The following is a 16,051-nucleotide window of genomic DNA, read 5'->3' on the forward strand; positions in this document are numbered from 1 at the left end:
GGGCTCAGGTCTCAATATAGGAAGTCGCGCCGGGTTCGGAAACACGGCGCAAATGCCCGTCACGGCTTGGCCGGGGCCTCATCCGGGCGCTTGTCGATCACTTTGTCGATAAGCCCGAAGGACTTGGCCACCTCGGCGGTCATGAAGTTGTCGCGCTCCAGCGCGTCTTCCACCGACTTGATGTCCTGACCCGTGTGCTTCACGTAGATCTCGTTGAGCCGCTGCTTGAGGCTCATGATCTCCTTGGCGTGGAGCATGATGTCCGTCACCTGGCCCTGGAAGCCGCCGGAGGGCTGGTGCACCATGATTCGGGCGTTCGGCAGGGCGAAGCGCATGTCTTTCTCGCCGGCGGTCAGCAGCAGCGAACCCATCGAGGCCGCCTGGCCGATGCACAGCGTCGACACCGCCGGCTTGATGAACTGCATCGTGTCGTAGATCGCCAGCCCCGATGTCACCACCCCGCCCGGGGAGTTGATGTACATCGAGATTTCCTTCTTCGGGTTCTCCGCTTCGAGGAACAGCAACTGCGCGACCATGAGCGTCGCCATGCTGTCCTCGACCGGTCCGGTCAGGAAAATGATGCGCTCCTTCAGGAGCCGCGAATAAATGTCGTAGGAGCGCTCGCCGCGATTGGTCTGCTCGACCACCATCGGCACGAGGTAGCTCATATAGGTATCAACAGGGTCACGCATATTTCGATCCTCGGCGGCACGGCGCGCCTGCGCCGCCCGCGAATCCACCTACCCCACAATAAAGGGAAAGCGCGTCCCTACCAGCCCGCCGGTGCCTGGGCGGCGGGAGGCGGAGCCGCGCGCCGTGCACGACTCCGCGAGTTCCGCCGGCATCAGGCCGCCTTCTCGTCCTCGTCCTCGGCGTAGAGCTCTTCGCGCGTGACGGGGACTTCGTTGACGGTGGCGAGTTCGAGCAGGTAGTCGACGACCTTCTCCTCGAAGATCGGCGCGCGCAGGCTGGCCAGCGCCTGGGCGTTCTTGCGGTAGAACTCCCACACCTGCTGCTCCTGCCCGGGGAACTGCCGGGCGCGCTCGACGACGGCGCGGGTCACTTCGTCGTCGGTGACCTGGATGTTGTTCTTCTCACCGATTTCCGCAAGCACCAGGCCGAGGCGCACGCGGCGCTCGGCGATCTTGCGGTAATCCTCGCGGGCCGCCTCCTCGGTGGTGCCCTCATCGGCGAAGCTCTTCTTCTGGGCTTCCATCTCGGCCGTGACCGAGCCCCAGATGCCGTCGAATTCCTGCTCCGCCAGGGTCGGCGGCACGTCGAACTGGTGCAGGCCGTCCAGCGCGTCGAGCAGGCGGCGCTTGGCCTTGTTGCGGCTCTGCGCGTTGTGCTCCTGGGCGATGCGGCTCTTCACCTGCTCCTTGAGCGCGGCGAGGCTGTCCATGCCCAGCGTCTTGGCGAACTCGTCGCCGATTTCCATCTCGGTCGGGGATTCGATCATCTTCGCCGTCACCTCGAAAGAGGCTTCCTTGCCGGCGAGATGAGCGGCCTGATAGGCCTCGGGGAAGGTGACGGTGACGGTGCGGGTCTCGTCTTCCTTGATGCCGACGAGCTGCTCCTCGAAGCCGGGGATGAAGCTGTTGGAGCCGAGCACCAGCGGCACGTCCTCGCCCGCGCCGCCCTCGAACTTCTCGCCGTCGATCGAGCCGACGAAGGAGATGGTGACGCGGTCGCCATTCTCGGCCGTGCCTTCGGGCTTGGCGGCATAGGGGCGGTTGGCATCGGCGATGCGCTTGACGGTCTCCTCGACCTCCTCGTCGGAGACCGCGAGCACCGGCTTGTCCAGCGTGATCGACTTGAAGTCTCCGAGCGTGATCGCCGGCAGCACTTCGAGGTTCACGGTGAAGGACAGGTCGGCCTTGCCCTCGATGACCTCGTTCACCTGCTCCTGGTCCTGCGGCAGCTCCACCTTGGGCTGCATGGCAAGCTTGAAGCCGTTATCCTCGATGATCTTGGTGTTGGCCTCGTTCACCGCCTGGTCGATCACCTCGGCGAGCACGGACTTGCCATACATGCGCTTGAGATGGGCGACCGGCACCTTGCCGGGACGGAAGCCGTTGAGGCGGACCTTGTCCTTGAGTTCGCTCAGGCGCGCATTGGCCTTGGCGTCGAGTTCGGCGGCCGGCAGCACCACGCGATATTCGCGCTTGAGACCTTCGGCGAGGAGTTCGGTGACCTGCATTTTAATCGGCCTTCGTCTAGTTTGCCGCGTGCGCGGGCTCTCGAATGTCGGTGTGCGTGGCCGCGTGATCGCCGACGGCCGCGCTCGGTGCAAATGGGTCGGAAGGCGGCACCGGACAAGGGTAAGGCACTGGTGCGGGCGGAGGGACTCGAACCCCCACGACTCTCGCCACTGGAACCTAAATCCAGCGCGTCTACCAGTTCCGCCACGCCCGCGGTTGCGCCTGTCGCCCGCCACGTCGTCCGCGAGGACGCGCATGGGCACATGGGCGCGCACCCGAGAAGGCGCCGCCAGCCGGGTGCGGGCTTATAACACGGTCATGACGCTGCGCCAGTGCAAAATGCAGCGACGGGGGCGGCGCTACACAGCCCCCAGCAGGGCGAAGAGGCGGCGATAGACCGGGCGCAGCGCCTCGATCAGATCGTCCGCCACCAGCCCCGGCCCGGCCTCGCGCGCCGCCTCGCCATGCAGCCACACGCTAGCGCTCGCCGCCTCGAAAGGCGGCATGCCCTGCGCCAGCAGCCCGCCGACGATTCCCGCCAGCACATCCCCCGCCCCCGCCGTGGCCAGCCAGGGCGGCGCATTGGCGGCGATGGAGGCGCGCCCGTCCGGACTCGCCACCACCGTGTCCGGCCCCTTGAGCAGCAGCGTCGCCCCCAGCAGCAAAGCGCCGGCCCGCGCCCGCTCCAGACGCGAGGGCGCCTCCAGCACCTGCGGGCAACCCTCGAAAACACGCGCGAACTCGCCCTCATGCGGGGTCGCCACCGCCGCCGGGGCGCCCGCGAGCGCCTGCGCCAGCGCGTCAGCCTCGCCTTCGAAGGAGGTGAGGAGATCGGCGTCGATAACGAGCCGCCGGTCGCCGCACACCGCGAGCTTGGCGCGCGCCGCCTCGCCGACGCCGAGGCCGGGGCCGAGCACCAGCGTCGTCAGGCGGGGGTCGGCCAGCAGATGCGCCAGCCCCACAGCATCCTCCACTGGCCGCACCATGATGGCAGAGAGATTCGCCGCATGGATCGGCAGCGCCTCGGCCGGGCACGCCACCGTCACCAGCCCGGCCCCGGCCCGCAGTGCCGCGCGGGCGGAAAGCCGCGTCGCGCCCGTCGCCTGCGCCGGGCCGGAGACGGCCACGAGATGGCCGCGCGAATATTTGTGCCCCTCCGGCGCCGGCACCGGGAAAAGCCCCGCCCACAGGTCAGGGACATTCTCGAAGGCGCGGGGGGCGATGGCGTCGAGCGCGGCGGGAAGGATGCCGATATCGGCGACGCTCACCTCCCCCGCGTGCAACCGCCCCGGCAGCAGCACATGGCCGGGCTTCGGGCGGAAGAAGGTGACGCTCCAGCGTGCCCTGATCGCCGCCCCGCGCACCGCGCCGGTGGCGCCATCAATGCCGGAGGGCAGGTCGACCGCCAGCACCGGCAGTTGGGCGGCGTTCACCCGCTCCACCAGCGCCCGCGCCGCGCCGTCGAGGTCGCGCGCCAGCCCGGCGCCGAACAGCGCGTCGATGACGAGATCGACCCCGTCCAGCGCGACGGCTTCCGCCGGCTCCACCGGCCCGGTCCAGCGCGCCGCCATGAAGGCGGCATCGCCGCGCAGCGCGTCGCGCGTCCCCAGAAGCGCGAGACGGACCCGGTAGCCGGCCTCCGCCAGCAGCCGCGCCGCGACGAAACCGTCGCCACCATTATTGCCGGGCCCGCACAGCACCAGCACGCCGCCACCGGCCGCCGCCACCTGCGCCGCCACCTGCGCCGCCCGCCCTGCGACGGCTTGTCCCGCCCGTTCCATGAGCACGGCGCCGGGCACGCCGGCGGCGATGGTGAAGGCGTCGGCGCGCGCCATCTCGGCGGGGGTGAGAAGCTCCATGAACCCTGTTCCTGCACGCTGCGCGCGCCGCAAGCCGGCGCGGGGCGGAGCTTAGCCGAAACCGGCCCGGCGCCGCGACCTCCGCCGCTGTCGCAGCAAACAGCGGCAGATGCCTAGCTTTAACGCAGCCTCACCGACCATGCCGGCGCATCGACTGCCTATTTTGCCGGCAACATGACTATAACTTCATCACCGGAAGGATTCCGTCCCCTGTGGCCCGGCCCTTGGCGGCATGCGATGATGCGATATTAACGGTTTCAGGCGACACTGGGGTGCTTGGCATGGGTTCTGCTTCTTCGCGACCCGACTCGGCCGGGCGTCGCGGATCGACGAGTCAGGGAGACGAGGTCAGATGAAGAAGATTGAGGCCATCATTAAGCCCTTCAAGCTCGACGAGGTGAAGGAGGCGCTGCAGGAAATCGGCCTGCAGGGCATCACCGTCACGGAAGCCAAGGGCTTCGGCCGGCAGAAGGGACATACCGAACTCTATCGGGGCGCCGAATATGTCGTCGATTTCCTGCCCAAGGTGAAGATCGAGATCGTGGTGGCCGACGAAACGGTGGAAACGGCGATCGACGCCATCCGCCGCGCCGCCCAGACCGGCCGCATCGGCGACGGCAAGATATTCGTGTCCAACATCGAAGAAGCCATCCGCATTCGTACCGGCGAGTCGGGCGTCGACGCCATCTGAGAGCCAGCGTAGTATGGTCGCGCCTATGAGCGCGCCGCGTCCGGTCGGATGCGGCGCGCATCGTCGTTGACCATCAGCTTGGGATCCATCTGCCCTGAAAAAGACGGCAGTATCAGAAGAGGTACGAACAATATGACGACGGCCAAGGATGTACTGAAGCTCATAAAGGACAACGACGTCAAATACGTCGACCTTCGCTTCACCGATCCCCGCGGCAAGTGGCAGCATGTGACCTTCGATATCTCGATGGTCGACGAAGATTTCTTCGCCGAAGGTCAGGCATTCGACGGTTCCTCCATTGCGGGCTGGAAGGCCATCAACGAGTCGGACATGCATCTGCAGCCCGATCTCGACTCCGTCAGCATCGACCCGTTCTTCGCCGAGACCACGCTCGTCGTGGTCTGCGACGTGCTGGAGCCGACCACGGGCGAGCCCTATGCGCGCGACCCGCGTGGCATCGCCAAGAAGGCCGAGGCCTATCTCAAGTCCACCGGCATCGGTGACACCGTCTATATCGGCCCCGAGGCCGAGTTCTTCATCTTCGACGACGTGCGCTTCACCGCCGAACCCTACAACACCGGCTTCAAGCTCGATTCGGTGGAACTGCCGACCAATGGCGGCACCGAATATGAAGGCGGCAATCTCGGCCACCGCGTGCGCACCAAGGGCGGCTATTTCCCGGTTCCCCCGGTTGATAGCTGCCAGGACCTGCGCGGCGAGATGCTCGCGGCCATGGCCCGCATGGGCGCCAAGGTCGAGAAGCACCATCACGAGGTCGCTTCCGCCCAGCACGAGCTGGGCCTGAAGTTCGACACGCTGGTGACGATGGCCGACCACCTGCAGGTCTACAAATACTGCATCCACCAGGTCGCCAACGTCTATGGCAAGACGGCCACCTTCATGCCGAAGCCGATCTTCGGCGACAACGGCTCGGGCATGCATGTGCACCAGTCGATCTGGAAGGGCGGCAAGCCGCTGTTCGCCGGCAACAAATATGCCGACCTCAGCCAGGAATGCCTGTGGTACATTGGCGGCATCATCAAGCACGCCAAGGCGCTGAACGCCTTCACCAACCCGCTGACCAACTCCTACAAGCGGCTGGTTCCCGGCTATGAGGCGCCCGTGCTGCTCGCCTATTCCGCGCGCAACCGCTCGGCCTCCTGCCGCATCCCCTACACCACCTCGCCCAAGGCCAAGCGCGTCGAGACCCGCTTCCCGGACCCCGGCGCGAACCCCTATCTCGCCTTCGCCGCGCTGGTCATGGCCGGCCTCGACGGCATTCTGAACAAGATCGACCCGGGTCCGGCCATGGACAAGGACCTGTACGATCTGCCGCCGAAGGAGCTGAAGAAGATCCCGACGGTCTGCGGCTCGCTGCGTGAGGCGCTGGCCTCGCTCGACAAGGACCGCGAGTTCCTCAAGAAGGGCGGCGTGTTCGAGGACGACTTCATCAACGCCTATATCGAGCTGAAGATGACCGAGGTGATGCGGTTCGAAATGACCCCGCACCCGGTGGAGTTCGAGATGTACTACTCGGTCTGATCGGCACACCGGTCGACCAACGGAAAGGGGCGCCGCGAGGCGCCCCTTTTTCGTTGCACGCGGCCGGAGCCGCCAAACAAAAAGGGCGGGTCGCAAGACCCGCCCTTTCGCATTGGATATGAGGCGCCGATCAGCGCTTGGAGAACTGGAAGCTGCGGCGGGCCTTGGCCTTGCCGTACTTCTTGCGCTCGACCACGCGCGAGTCGCGGGTCAGGAAGCCGCCCTTCTTCAGCGGGCCGCGCAGTTCGGGCTCGTAATAGGTGAGCGCGCGGGAGATGCCGTGGCGCAGCGCGCCGGCCTGGCCGGAGAGGCCGCCGCCGGAAACGGTGCAGACCACGTCATACTGGCCGGTGCGGCCAGCGGTGGCGAAGGGCTGCTGGATGATCAGGCGCAGCACGGGACGGGCGAAATAGGTTTCGACATCCCGCTCATTGACCAGGATCTTGCCGGTGCCGGGACGCACCCACACGCGGGCGACCGCGTTCTTGCGCTTGCCGGTGGCGTAGGCCCGGCCCTGCTTGTCCAGCTTCTGGACATGCTTGGGGGCCTCATTGGCCTGGGACTTCAGGGCTTCGAGCCCGTCGAGCGACTGGATGAGCTCAGCCATGATCAGATACCCACGTTCTTGCGGTTGAGCGCGGCGACGTCGAGCGTCTCCGGCTGCTGGGCCTCATGCGGATGAGTGGCGCCCTTGTAGACACGCAGATTGCCCATCAGCTTGCGGCCGAGCGGGCCGCGCGCCAGCATGCGCTCCACCGCCTTCTCGACGACCCGCTCCGGGAACCGGCCTTCGAGGATGAACTTAGCCGTCCGCTCCTTGATGCCGCCGGGGAAACCGGTGTGGTGGTAATACACCTTGTCATCGCGCTTGCGGCCGGTCAGCACCACCTTGTCGGCGTTGATGACGACGATGTTGTCGCCGCAATCGACGTGGGGGGTGTAGATCGCCTTGTGCTTGCCCTTCAGGCGGGTGGCGATGATGGTGGCGAGACGACCGACCACGAGGCCGGTGGCGTCGATCACCACCCACTTCTTCTGGATATCGGCGGGTTTTGCCGAAAACGTCTTCATGGGTAAATCCATATGCAAGGGCGCGGAGTACCCGCACCTCTCTCGTGGCGGGGTTCTAGACGAGCCCCCGCGCAACGTCAATCCCGCAATATCTGATATTCCCATTACAAATCAATGGGTTGCGATTTAGGTATTTTAATACCGCGCCCTAACCCCTTGAAATTCGCCCTCCGGCCCGCCGCTCTCCCGCGCGTGCGGCCCCTCCCCGCGCCCGCACCGGCGCACCATATGGCCGGCAGAAGCCCCGCCCTTCGCCCCAGGAGGCCCCTTGAATCACGATTCCTATGACGACGCCTTCATCGCCGGCTGGCTCGGCCGCGTGCGCAGCATCGCCGTGGTTGGCGCCAGCCCGAATCCGGCCCGCCCGAGCCATGGGGTCGCCCGTTTCCTCGCGCTGCACGGCTACAAGGTGTTCGCCATCAATCCCGGCCAGGCCGGGCGCGACATCGCCGGGCTGCCCACCTATGCCCGGCTCGCCGATGTGCCGGAGCCGATCGACATGGTGGATGTGTTCCGCGCGCCGGAATATCTCGCCGCCGTGGTGGCGGAATCGCTCGCGCTTTCGCCGCGCCCGGCGCTGATCTGGAGCCAGCTCGGCGTGCGCGACGATGCGGCCGCCGCCACCGCCGAGGCGCAGGGCATCGCCGTCATTCAGGACCGCTGCCCCGCCATCGAGATTCCCCGGCTGCGCGTGCCCCGCCACAGCGGGGACTGATATCAACAGCCATATTCCGCTGTTTAATTCTTTCTCCAGACCTGTTGCGTTTTTTAGCCAAGGCGCGACACTACCTCCCAAGACGCCCGCCGCCACGCACCGCTCGCGCGGCCGCCGAGCCGTCGACAGGAGAACGCCAATGACCGACGCCACCACCCCCGCCCCGGGCTTCGCCACCCTCGCCGTGCATGCCGGCGCCGCCCCCGACACGACCACCAAGGCACGCGCGACGCCGATCTACCAGACCACCTCCTTCGTGTTCGACGATGTCGACCACGCCGCCTCGCTGTTCGGGCTGAAGGCGTTCGGCAACATCTATACGCGCATCGGCAACCCCACCAATGCGGTGCTGGAAGAGCGGGTGGCGGCGCTGGAAGGCGGCACCGCCGCGCTCGCGGTCGCGTCCGGCCATGCCGCGCAGCTCCTCACCTTCCAGACCCTGCTGACCCCCGGCGACGAGTTCATCGCCGCGCGCAAGCTCTATGGCGGCTCGATCAACCAGTTCAACCACGCCTTCAAGAGCTTCGGCTGGAACGTGGTCTGGGCGGATTCCGACGATGTCGCCTCCTTCGAGCGCGCGATCTCGCCGCGCACCAAGGCGATCTTCATCGAGTCGATCGCCAATCCCGGCGGCATCGTCACCGACATCGCCGCCATCGCCAAGATCGCCAAGCGCGCCGGCGTGCCGCTGATCGTCGACAACACGCTGGCGACGCCCTACCTCATCCGTCCGTTCGAGCACGGCGCCGACATCATCATCCATTCCGCCACCAAATTCCTCGGTGGCCATGGCAATTCCATCGGCGGCGTGATCGTCGATGGCGGCTCCTTCGACTGGCTGCGCGAGGGGCGCTATCCCTTCCTCTCCCAGCCGCGCCCGGAATATGAAGGCGTGGTCATCGGCGAGACCTTCGGCAATTTCGCCTTCGCCATCGCCGCCCGCGTGCTTGGCCTGCGCGATCTCGGCCCGGCGCTGTCGCCGTTCAACGCCTTCCTGCTGCTCACCGGCATCGAGACGCTGCCGCTGCGCATCCAGCGCCATTGCGACAATGCGCTGGCGGTGGCGAAATTCCTCGCCGACCACCCCAAAGTGTCCTGGGTCAGTTATCCCGGCCTGCCGGGCGACCGCTATTACAACCTCGCCCAGCAATACACGCCCAAGGGCGCCGGTGCGGTCTTCACCTTCGGGCTCAAGGGCGGCTTCGAGGCCGGCGTGGCGCTGGTGTCCGGGGTGAAGCTGTTCTCGCACCTCGCCAATATCGGCGACACCCGCTCGCTCATCATCCATCCCGCCTCCACCACCCACCGCCAGCTCGCCGACGAGCAGAAGGTGCTGGCCGGCGCGGGGCCGGATGTGGTGCGGCTGTCGGTCGGCATCGAGGACGCGGCCGACATCATCGCCGATCTCGATCAGGCCCTGGCGGGCGCCTGAGAAGCACGGCGAAGGGGAGCCTGTAGGCGTGCATCGGCCGATCTCGATCAGGCGCCCACGGGCGCCTGATTCACGCCAAGGTTTCGCCAACCTTGCGGATCGTGAATGAATTGTGAGCGTGTCATGCGCGCCCCGCAGGGCTGGGATGCGGTATATTTCCTACCAAACAAGCAGGCTGTCGAATATCTAGGCATCGGAATGATTAACGGACGTGCAGCTGCCGGGGATGCCCGGAGGCCGCGATCCGGTAACTAGAACCGATGGAGACTGACATGCTGCTTTGGGGCCTCGTTGCCAAGCAGATCCGCCGCTACCAGGCGTATCGCCGCACTCTCGTTGAGCTCTCCCAGCTCGACGACCGTACCCTCGCCGACATCAACGTGTCGCGTGGCGAAATCACCAGCGTTGCCCGCCGCGCCGCCGCGGCTGCGTGATGCGGCCTTGAGGCCGGACGCTGGCGTCTGATCGGACACATCGTCCACCTCACTGCACTGATCGTACGGCCCCGGAATTTTCCGGGGCCGTTCTTTTTTGCCCCCGTTCCGTGCTAAGCCGCGCGCGGATGTGTTGAGCAGCGGCAGGATATGAGCATCACCGAAAAGCGCCCGGTTCACATTGTCGGCGGTGGCCTCGCCGGCTGCGAAGCCGCCTGGCAGCTCGCCCGTCGCGGCACCCCGGTGGTGCTGCACGAAATGCGCCCGACGCGCGGCACCGATGCCCACAAGACCGACAGCCTGGCCGAGCTGGTCTGCTCTAACTCCTTCAGATCAGACGATTCTTCCAACAATGCCGTCGGCGTGCTGCACGCCGAGATGCGCCGTCTCGGCTCGCTCATCATGTCCTGCGCCGACCGTCACCAGATCCCCGCCGGCGGCGCGCTGGCGGTGGATCGCGACGGCTTTGCCGAGGCTGTCACCGCCGCCATCGCCGCCCATCCGCTGATTACCGTGGAACGGAGAGAGGTCGCCGGCCTGCCACCGGAGGCGTGGGACAGCGTCATCATCGCCACCGGGCCCCTCACCTCCCCGGCCCTCGCCGAAGCCATCCGCGCCCGCGCCGACGAGCAGGCGCTGGCGTTCTTTGACGCCATCGCGCCGATAATTCACTTTGATTCCATAGACATGAGCGTCTGCTGGTTCCAGTCGCGCTACGACAAGGCCGGCCCCGGCGGCACGGGCGCCGACTATATCAACTGCCCCATGGACAAGGAGCAGTACGAGACCTTCGTCGCCGCGCTGGTCGCCTCCGACACCGTGCCCTTCCGCGAATTCGAGGCCAACACGCCCTATTTCGACGGCTGCCTGCCGATCGAAGTGATGGCCGCGCGCGGCCCGGAGACGTTGCGCCACGGCCCGATGAAGCCGATGGGCCTGACCAACGCGCATAACCCGACCGTTAAGCCCTATGCCGTGGTCCAGCTCCGGCAGGATAACGCACTGGGAACGCTGTATAATATGGTCGGGTTCCAGACCAAGACCCGCCATGGCGAGCAGACGCGCCTGTTCCGCATGATTCCGGGGCTGGAGAAGGCGGAATTCGCTAGGCTCGGCGGGCTTCACCGCAACACCTATCTCAATTCGCCCCGCGTGCTCGACCCCACGCTCCGGCTGAAAGCCGAGCCGCGCCTGCGCTTCGCCGGCCAGATCACCGGCTGCGAGGGCTATGTCGAGAGCGCGGCCATGGGGCTTATGGCCGGCCTGTTCGCCGCAGCCGAGCAGCGTGGGGAGACCCCCGCCTTGCCGCCGCCGACCACCGCCCACGGTGCCCTGCTCAACCACATCACCGGTGGCCATATCGAGACGGTGGAAGCGGGCCCGCGCTCCTTCCAGCCAATGAACATCAATTTCGGCCTGTTCCCGCCGCTCGACGCCAACCCGACCCGCGACGCCGAGGGCAACCGCCTGCGCGGCACACAGAAGACCGTGGCGAAGAAGCAGGTGCTCGCCGCCCGCGCCCTTGCCGATATGGACGCCTGGGCCAAGGCCCACGCGGACAAGCCGAACGAGGCCGCCGCGTGAGCCTGACGGTCCCCGCCAAGGGCGGCGTGTTCGAGCTCGACACCGTGCTCAAGCGCGACACCTTCTCCACCATCGAGCGCGGCTTCTGGCGCGATGCTGCCGGCACGGTCTACCCCGCGGTGCGGCGTAACTATGCCGAGGTGAAATGGTGGGTGAAGCCGCTCGCCCGCCACTTCGCCGCCCGCGAGGCGCGCGCACTGATGCGTGCCGAGGGCAGCGGCCACACCGTGCCGGTCTATGCGCTGGAAGAGGGTTATCTGGTCCGCGGCTTCGTCGACGGCATCCCGCTGCAGATCGCCCGCCCGCGCGGCGACCGCGCCTTCTTCGCGTCCGCCCGCAAGGGCCTGCGCGAGGTACACCGGCGCAACATCGCGCATAACGACCTCGCCAAGCCGCAGAACTGGCTCTACGCCGCCGATGGCCGGGCTGTGCTGATGGACTTCCAGCTCGCCATGGTTTTTTCCCGGCGCAGCAAGGCGTTCCGCGTCGCGGCCTATGAGGACATCCGCCACTTCCTCAAGCAGAAGCGCAGCTACTGCCCGGAAGCGCTGACCGCGCGTGAGAAGAAGATCCTCGCCCGCAAGAGCCTGTTCACCCGCGTGTGGATGAAGACCGGCAAGAAGGTCTACAATTTCGTCACCCGCCGCCTGCTGAACTATCATGACACCGAAGGGCGCGGCCCGCGCGCCATGGAGCAGGGTCCGCGCCTCGCGGCCGCGCTCACCGAGATGATCGGCGTGCGCGCCGTGCATATCTGCGATTTCCCCACCGCCGGCCATTCCTTCGGCCTCTACGCCTTTGTCGAGGCGGAGGGCGTGACGGAAGAGGCGCTGCGCGCCCATCTCGCCGCCCGCCTGCCGGATCTCCTGCCGCCCGAGCACCTGCAGATCGTCACCGCCCTGCCGCGCGACGGCACCGGCGCGGTGCGCGACGACCTGCTGCGCCTTGTGGCGCTCAACCAGCTCGACCAGCTTGCGCAACTGCCGCGCGGCCCGCAGGAGGAGGAGGCGCTCTCCCTCATCGTCCGCGAGCGCCGCAACCTCAGCGACCGCGTGCGCGGCGGCATCTAGCCGGCGACGGTCGCGGCGCCGCCCGCCTGCGCCGTCAATTCGCGCACGAAGGCATCGACCAGCGGCTGCTCGCCCTTGAGCCGCCTTGTGGCGGCGAAATGGGTCGTCTCGAAGCCATAGGCCTCGGGCCGCAGCACCCGCATCTCTCCCCGCGCCACCCAGTCCTCGCCGATATGGCGCGGGAGATAGCCGATGAAGCGGCCGGAAAGGATCATCATCACCTGCGCTTCCATCTGCACGATGGCGCCGCTCGCGCGCGGGTGGTTGACCCGGTAGAGGTCGTCGAGGTGACGATAGCGCCGCACCGAGAACAGCGCCTCCTCGATGCGCTGATGGGTGATCGCCGCCGCCGGCAGCCCGAACAGCCCATGGCCGCGCCCGCAATAGAGCGCCTGCGCCTCGCGGTTGAGCGGCACATAGGTGAGACCCGGCACCTTCTGCGAGAATGGGCCGACCACGAGGTCGCGCTCCCCGTCCATCAGAGCCCGCTCCAGCACCAGCGGCGTGCCGAGTTCGAGATCGACGAACACCTCGGACGCATAGGCCATGTAGCGTGACAGCGCCGTCTGCAAACCAAGTTGCGGGTTGGTGACGACGCCATCGACGATGCCGAGGCGCAGGCGACCCACCAGCCGCTGCTGGTCGCGGCCGATGCGGCCATGGAAGGCGTCGATGTCGTCGAATAGTCGCTTGGCGGCGGCCAGTGTCGATTCGCCGAACGGCGTCAGCCGGAAGCCCGCCCTCCCGCGCTCGCAAAGCTGCCCGCCCAGCTTGCGTTCCAGCGCCGCGAGATGGGTGGAGAGTGTCGATTGCGACAGGTTCAGCGCGATCTGCGCATCCTGAAAGCCGCCCTCCTCCGCCAGGGTGACGAACACCCGCAGCAGCCGGAGGTCGATGTTGTCGAGCCGGCGCATCGCTGTCCCCGCATTGATATTTACCGATGTATCTTTCCATTAATTCCGATTTTTCCGGAAGTGATGATGCGTCAGCATGAGCACATCGCCGGGAACCCGCCATGCACCGCCGCCGCCCCCTCGCCCACGGCCACCGCCCATGACACTCGATGGCATTTCCGGCCGCACGGTGCTGGTCACCGGCGCCAGCCGGGGCATCGGCCTCGGCATCGCCCGCGCTTTCGCTGAGGCGGGAGCGGAACTGCATATGCTGGCCGATGACGAGGCGATCCTCGAGGTCGCCGAGCGCCTCGGCGCGCGCGGCCATTGCGCCGACATCACCGCAGCCGATCAGGTGGCGGCGGTGGCCCAGGCGATCCCCCATCTCGACGTGCTGGTGAACAATGCCGGGCTGGAGCGCGTCACGCCGCTGGACGACGTGAGCACCGACAATGAAGCGGTGTTCCGCCGCGTGGTGGAGATCAATGTCGTCGGCACCTTCCTCGTCACCCGGGCGCTGCTGCCGCGCCTCGCCCATGGCGGGCGCATCGTCAACACCGCCTCCATCTGGTCGCGCGGCGCGGAATCGCTGTTTGGCGCCTATGTCGCCTCCAAACACGCGGTGATCGGGCTCACCAAGACCTGGGCGAAGGAACTGGGGCCGCGCGGCATCACCGTGAACGCCGTCTGCCCTGGCTGGGTGCGGACCGACGCTTCGCTTCGGTCGCTTCAGGCTATGGCGACCCGCACCGGCATCGCTCCCGACGTGCTGCTGGACGAGATCGTCGCAGCGCAGATTCTCCCGGGCTTCATGGATCCGCAGGACGTGGCGGGTACTTATCTGTTCCTCGCCTCGGACCTCGCCGCCAACATCACCGGCCAGAGTCTCGGCGTCGATCGCGGAGAACTGCCATGGTAGCCCCTCATAAAGATCACCCCCACAGGGATGTGCGCGTCATCGTCACCGGCGCGGCAAGCGGCATCGGCCGGGCGAGCGCGGATGCGCTCTGCGCCGCCGGGGCCAAAGTCATCGGCTTCGATCTTCACCCCCCACCCGACGAGACCCGCTGGCCGACCATTCTGGTGAACGTCGCGGACGAAGCCTCGGTCATTGGCGGCATGGACGCGGCGGTGGCGGAGCTGCGCGGGCTCGATGTCATCGTCAACTGCGCCGGCATCTGTGAGGAAACCCCGCTGACGGGCTTCAACATCGCGACCTATGAGCGGATGGCGGCGGTCAATGTGCGCGGGCCGCTGCTGATGGCGCGCGAGGCTCTCTCCCGCTTCAGCGGCGAAGGCGCCGTGCGCGGGCGTATCATCAACATCGCCTCGGAACTGGCCTATCTCGGCCGCGCCGGCTTCTCTGTCTATGCCGGTACCAAGGGAGCGGTGCTCAGCCTTACCCGCTCCTGGGCCCGGGAGCTCGGGCCGGACATTCTCGTCAACGCCATCGCGCCCGGGCCGGTCGACACGCCGCTGCTCGACTTCGCCAATCTGAGCGAGGAACTGCAGCGGCTGGAAACCGGCAACCCGTCCGGCCGCGTCGGCCGGCCAGAAGAGGTCGCGCAGGCGGTTCTCTTCCTGGCGAGCCGCACCACCACCTTCATCACCGGCCAGTGCCTCAGCGTCGATGGCGGCGCGGCGATGCACTGAACCGGCGCGCATCAGCACCCCAGGGGGACCGGATGGTCGACAGCGTACGTCTCGACGAACTTAGCTGGCCGGAATTCGCGGCGAAGATGGCTGCCGGCGTTCCGGTGTTCCTGCCGCTCGGTTCCACCGAGCAGCACGGCCCGCATCTTCCGCTCAATGTCGATGTGGTGCTGCCCACCGGCGTGTGCGAGCGCGTCGCCCGCGAGGTCGGCGGGCTGGTGGCCCCCACCGTGGCCTATGGCTGCAAGTCGATGCCCCGTTCGGGCGGCGGCGAGCAGTTCCCCGGCACGCTGAGCGTCGACGCCCACACCTTCGCGCTGGTGCTGCGCGATGTCATCCGCAACCTCGCGCGGCAGGGCGTGCGCCGGCTGGTGGTGGTCAACGGTCATTACGAGAACCTCTGGCCATCGGTGGAGGGCCTCGACCTTGCCCGCCGCGAGATCGCCCGCGACGGCATCACCGATTTCACCGTCATGCGGCTGGAATATTGGGACTTCGCCCAGCGCGCGACGCTGGAGAGCCTGTTCCCGGCGGGCTTCCCGGGCATTGAGCTCGAACATGCCAGCCTTTTGGAAACCTCGCTGATGCTGGTGCTGCGGCCCGATCTGGTCGTGATGGACAAGGCGCCGAGCGACGGCCCGGCGACCTTCCCTCCCTATGACCGCTTCCCCGTGCCGGACGATTTCGGCCTGCCGCCTTCCGGCGTGCTGGCGGTCGCCACCGGCTCGACCGTGGAAAAGGGCGAGGCGCTGATGGCCGATTACGTCACCCACATCTCCGCCGCCGTGCGCAAGGAATTCGGGCTTTAATCCCCCCGGCACCAAGCGGACGGCCCGCCACCGGCGAGGCGCGCGCCCGGCGCCGTACGTCTTGCGGACTAGAAGAACGGGGCCGTGCCCCCATGAG

Annotated in this window: 16 protein-coding genes and 1 tRNA gene; 10 read left to right on the forward strand and 7 right to left on the reverse strand. The window is 67.1% G+C overall.

The features are described from left to right. Positions 1–59: 59 nt before the first annotated feature. The 4 genes from clpP to AAC979_RS10315 form a co-directional block, all read right to left on the reverse strand. Positions 60–692, reverse strand: coding sequence for an ATP-dependent Clp endopeptidase proteolytic subunit ClpP (clpP, locus tag AAC979_RS10300; RefSeq protein WP_371346735.1), 633 nt, complete (start codon positions 690–692; stop codon positions 60–62). Between the two features lie 152 nt (positions 693–844). Continuing rightward, the gene (gene tig / locus AAC979_RS10305; RefSeq protein WP_371346736.1) at positions 845–2,200 is read right to left on the reverse strand and encodes a trigger factor; all 1,356 of its coding nucleotides are present in this window, start codon (positions 2,198–2,200) and stop codon (positions 845–847) included. Between the two features lie 130 nt (positions 2,201–2,330). Beyond that, positions 2,331–2,415: transfer RNA gene (locus AAC979_RS10310), tRNA-Leu, on the reverse strand. Positions 2,416–2,560: 145 nt separating this feature from the next. Next, positions 2,561–4,060 (reverse strand): NAD(P)H-hydrate dehydratase, encoded by a 1,500-nt coding sequence (locus AAC979_RS10315; protein WP_371346737.1) that lies wholly within the window; start codon positions 4,058–4,060, stop codon positions 2,561–2,563. 352 nt (positions 4,061–4,412) lie between these two features. On the opposite strand from AAC979_RS10315, the gene AAC979_RS10320 reads away from it, so the two are divergent. Beyond that, entirely contained in the window at positions 4,413–4,751 is a 339-nt protein-coding gene (locus AAC979_RS10320) for a P-II family nitrogen regulator (protein ID WP_018386933.1), read from the forward strand. 132 nt (positions 4,752–4,883) lie between these two features. After that, a complete protein-coding gene (gene glnA, locus AAC979_RS10325) occupies positions 4,884–6,293 on the forward strand; it encodes a type I glutamate--ammonia ligase (protein ID WP_371346738.1) in 1,410 nt (469 codons plus the stop codon). A 130-nt stretch (positions 6,294–6,423) separates the two neighbouring features. Here glnA and rpsI read toward each other — a convergent pair whose 3' ends face one another. Both rpsI and rplM read right to left on the reverse strand, forming a co-directional pair. After that, positions 6,424–6,900: a 30S ribosomal protein S9 gene (gene rpsI / locus AAC979_RS10330; protein ID WP_371346739.1), complete on the reverse strand. Its 477-nt coding sequence runs from the start codon at positions 6,898–6,900 to the stop codon at positions 6,424–6,426. A gap of 2 nt (positions 6,901–6,902) precedes the next feature. Continuing rightward, entirely contained in the window at positions 6,903–7,364 is a 462-nt protein-coding gene (gene rplM / locus AAC979_RS10335) for a 50S ribosomal protein L13 (RefSeq protein ID WP_307020040.1), read from the reverse strand. Between the two features lie 268 nt (positions 7,365–7,632). Here rplM and AAC979_RS10340 point away from each other — a divergent pair, with 268 nt between their 5' ends. From AAC979_RS10340 to AAC979_RS10360, 5 genes are all read left to right on the forward strand, one after another. Further along, entirely contained in the window at positions 7,633–8,079 is a 447-nt protein-coding gene (locus AAC979_RS10340; protein ID WP_371346740.1) for a CoA-binding protein, read from the forward strand. A gap of 139 nt (positions 8,080–8,218) precedes the next feature. Then, entirely contained in the window at positions 8,219–9,511 is a 1,293-nt protein-coding gene (locus tag AAC979_RS10345; protein ID WP_371346741.1) for an O-acetylhomoserine aminocarboxypropyltransferase, read from the forward strand. A 272-nt stretch (positions 9,512–9,783) separates the two neighbouring features. Next, positions 9,784–9,945: a DUF1127 domain-containing protein gene (locus AAC979_RS10350; protein WP_244376008.1), complete on the forward strand. Its 162-nt coding sequence runs from the start codon at positions 9,784–9,786 to the stop codon at positions 9,943–9,945. A gap of 150 nt (positions 9,946–10,095) precedes the next feature. Beyond that, the gene (gene trmFO, locus AAC979_RS10355; RefSeq protein ID WP_371346742.1) at positions 10,096–11,529 is read left to right on the forward strand and encodes a methylenetetrahydrofolate--tRNA-(uracil(54)-C(5))-methyltransferase (FADH(2)-oxidizing) TrmFO; all 1,434 of its coding nucleotides are present in this window, start codon (positions 10,096–10,098) and stop codon (positions 11,527–11,529) included. Continuing rightward, a complete protein-coding gene (locus AAC979_RS10360) occupies positions 11,526–12,599 on the forward strand; it encodes a serine/threonine protein kinase (RefSeq protein ID WP_371346743.1) in 1,074 nt (357 codons plus the stop codon). The genes trmFO and AAC979_RS10360 overlap by 4 nt, the downstream gene beginning before the upstream one ends. On the opposite strand, the gene AAC979_RS10365 is transcribed toward AAC979_RS10360, so the two are convergent. Further along, positions 12,596–13,513, reverse strand: a complete 918-nt coding sequence (locus AAC979_RS10365) for a LysR family transcriptional regulator (protein ID WP_371346744.1) — start codon at positions 13,511–13,513, stop codon at positions 12,596–12,598. The genes AAC979_RS10360 and AAC979_RS10365 overlap by 4 nt on opposite strands. A 139-nt stretch (positions 13,514–13,652) precedes the next feature. Here AAC979_RS10365 and AAC979_RS10370 point away from each other — a divergent pair, with 139 nt between their 5' ends. Genes AAC979_RS10370 through AAC979_RS10380 form a run of 3 tightly spaced genes read left to right on the forward strand, consistent with a single transcriptional unit; the run spans position 13,653 to position 15,954 of the window. Further along, positions 13,653–14,411 (forward strand): SDR family NAD(P)-dependent oxidoreductase, encoded by a 759-nt coding sequence (locus AAC979_RS10370; RefSeq protein WP_371346745.1) that lies wholly within the window; start codon positions 13,653–13,655, stop codon positions 14,409–14,411. Next, on the forward strand, positions 14,405–15,145 hold the full coding sequence (locus tag AAC979_RS10375; RefSeq protein WP_371346746.1) for an SDR family NAD(P)-dependent oxidoreductase: 741 nt from the start codon (positions 14,405–14,407) through the stop codon (positions 15,143–15,145). Before AAC979_RS10370 ends, AAC979_RS10375 begins: the two co-directional genes overlap by 7 nt. Before the next feature lie 32 nt (positions 15,146–15,177). Further along, on the forward strand, positions 15,178–15,954 hold the full coding sequence (locus AAC979_RS10380) for a creatininase (RefSeq protein ID WP_371346747.1): 777 nt from the start codon (positions 15,178–15,180) through the stop codon (positions 15,952–15,954). Positions 15,955–16,051 lie beyond the last annotated feature (97 nt).

The sequence above is a fragment of the Ancylobacter sp. IITR112 genome, from assembly GCF_041415945.1.
Taxonomy (GTDB): domain Bacteria; phylum Pseudomonadota; class Alphaproteobacteria; order Rhizobiales; family Xanthobacteraceae; genus Ancylobacter.

What these genes read in the sequence shown, in the direction of transcription:
- AAC979_RS10320 (WP_018386933.1), top strand. Translation starts at nt 4,413, where the DNA reads ATGAAGAAGATTGAGGCCATCATTAAGCCCTTCAAGCTCGACGAGGTG.
- rplM (WP_307020040.1), bottom strand. Translation starts at nt 7,364, where the DNA reads ATGAAGACGTTTTCGGCAAAACCCGCCGATATCCAGAAGAAGTGGGTG.
- AAC979_RS10315 (WP_371346737.1), bottom strand. Translation starts at nt 4,060, where the DNA reads ATGGAGCTTCTCACCCCCGCCGAGATGGCGCGCGCCGACGCCTTCACC.
- rpsI (WP_371346739.1), bottom strand. Translation starts at nt 6,900, where the DNA reads ATGGCTGAGCTCATCCAGTCGCTCGACGGGCTCGAAGCCCTGAAGTCC.
- AAC979_RS10350 (WP_244376008.1), top strand. Translation starts at nt 9,784, where the DNA reads ATGCTGCTTTGGGGCCTCGTTGCCAAGCAGATCCGCCGCTACCAGGCG.
- AAC979_RS10370 (WP_371346745.1), top strand. Translation starts at nt 13,653, where the DNA reads ATGACACTCGATGGCATTTCCGGCCGCACGGTGCTGGTCACCGGCGCC.
- AAC979_RS10345 (WP_371346741.1), top strand. Translation starts at nt 8,219, where the DNA reads ATGACCGACGCCACCACCCCCGCCCCGGGCTTCGCCACCCTCGCCGTG.
- AAC979_RS10375 (WP_371346746.1), top strand. Translation starts at nt 14,405, where the DNA reads ATGGTAGCCCCTCATAAAGATCACCCCCACAGGGATGTGCGCGTCATC.
- AAC979_RS10380 (WP_371346747.1), top strand. Translation starts at nt 15,178, where the DNA reads ATGGTCGACAGCGTACGTCTCGACGAACTTAGCTGGCCGGAATTCGCG.
- glnA (WP_371346738.1), top strand. Translation starts at nt 4,884, where the DNA reads ATGACGACGGCCAAGGATGTACTGAAGCTCATAAAGGACAACGACGTC.
- trmFO (WP_371346742.1), top strand. Translation starts at nt 10,096, where the DNA reads ATGAGCATCACCGAAAAGCGCCCGGTTCACATTGTCGGCGGTGGCCTC.
- AAC979_RS10365 (WP_371346744.1), bottom strand. Translation starts at nt 13,513, where the DNA reads ATGCGCCGGCTCGACAACATCGACCTCCGGCTGCTGCGGGTGTTCGTC.
- clpP (WP_371346735.1), bottom strand. Translation starts at nt 692, where the DNA reads ATGCGTGACCCTGTTGATACCTATATGAGCTACCTCGTGCCGATGGTG.
- tig (WP_371346736.1), bottom strand. Translation starts at nt 2,200, where the DNA reads ATGCAGGTCACCGAACTCCTCGCCGAAGGTCTCAAGCGCGAATATCGC.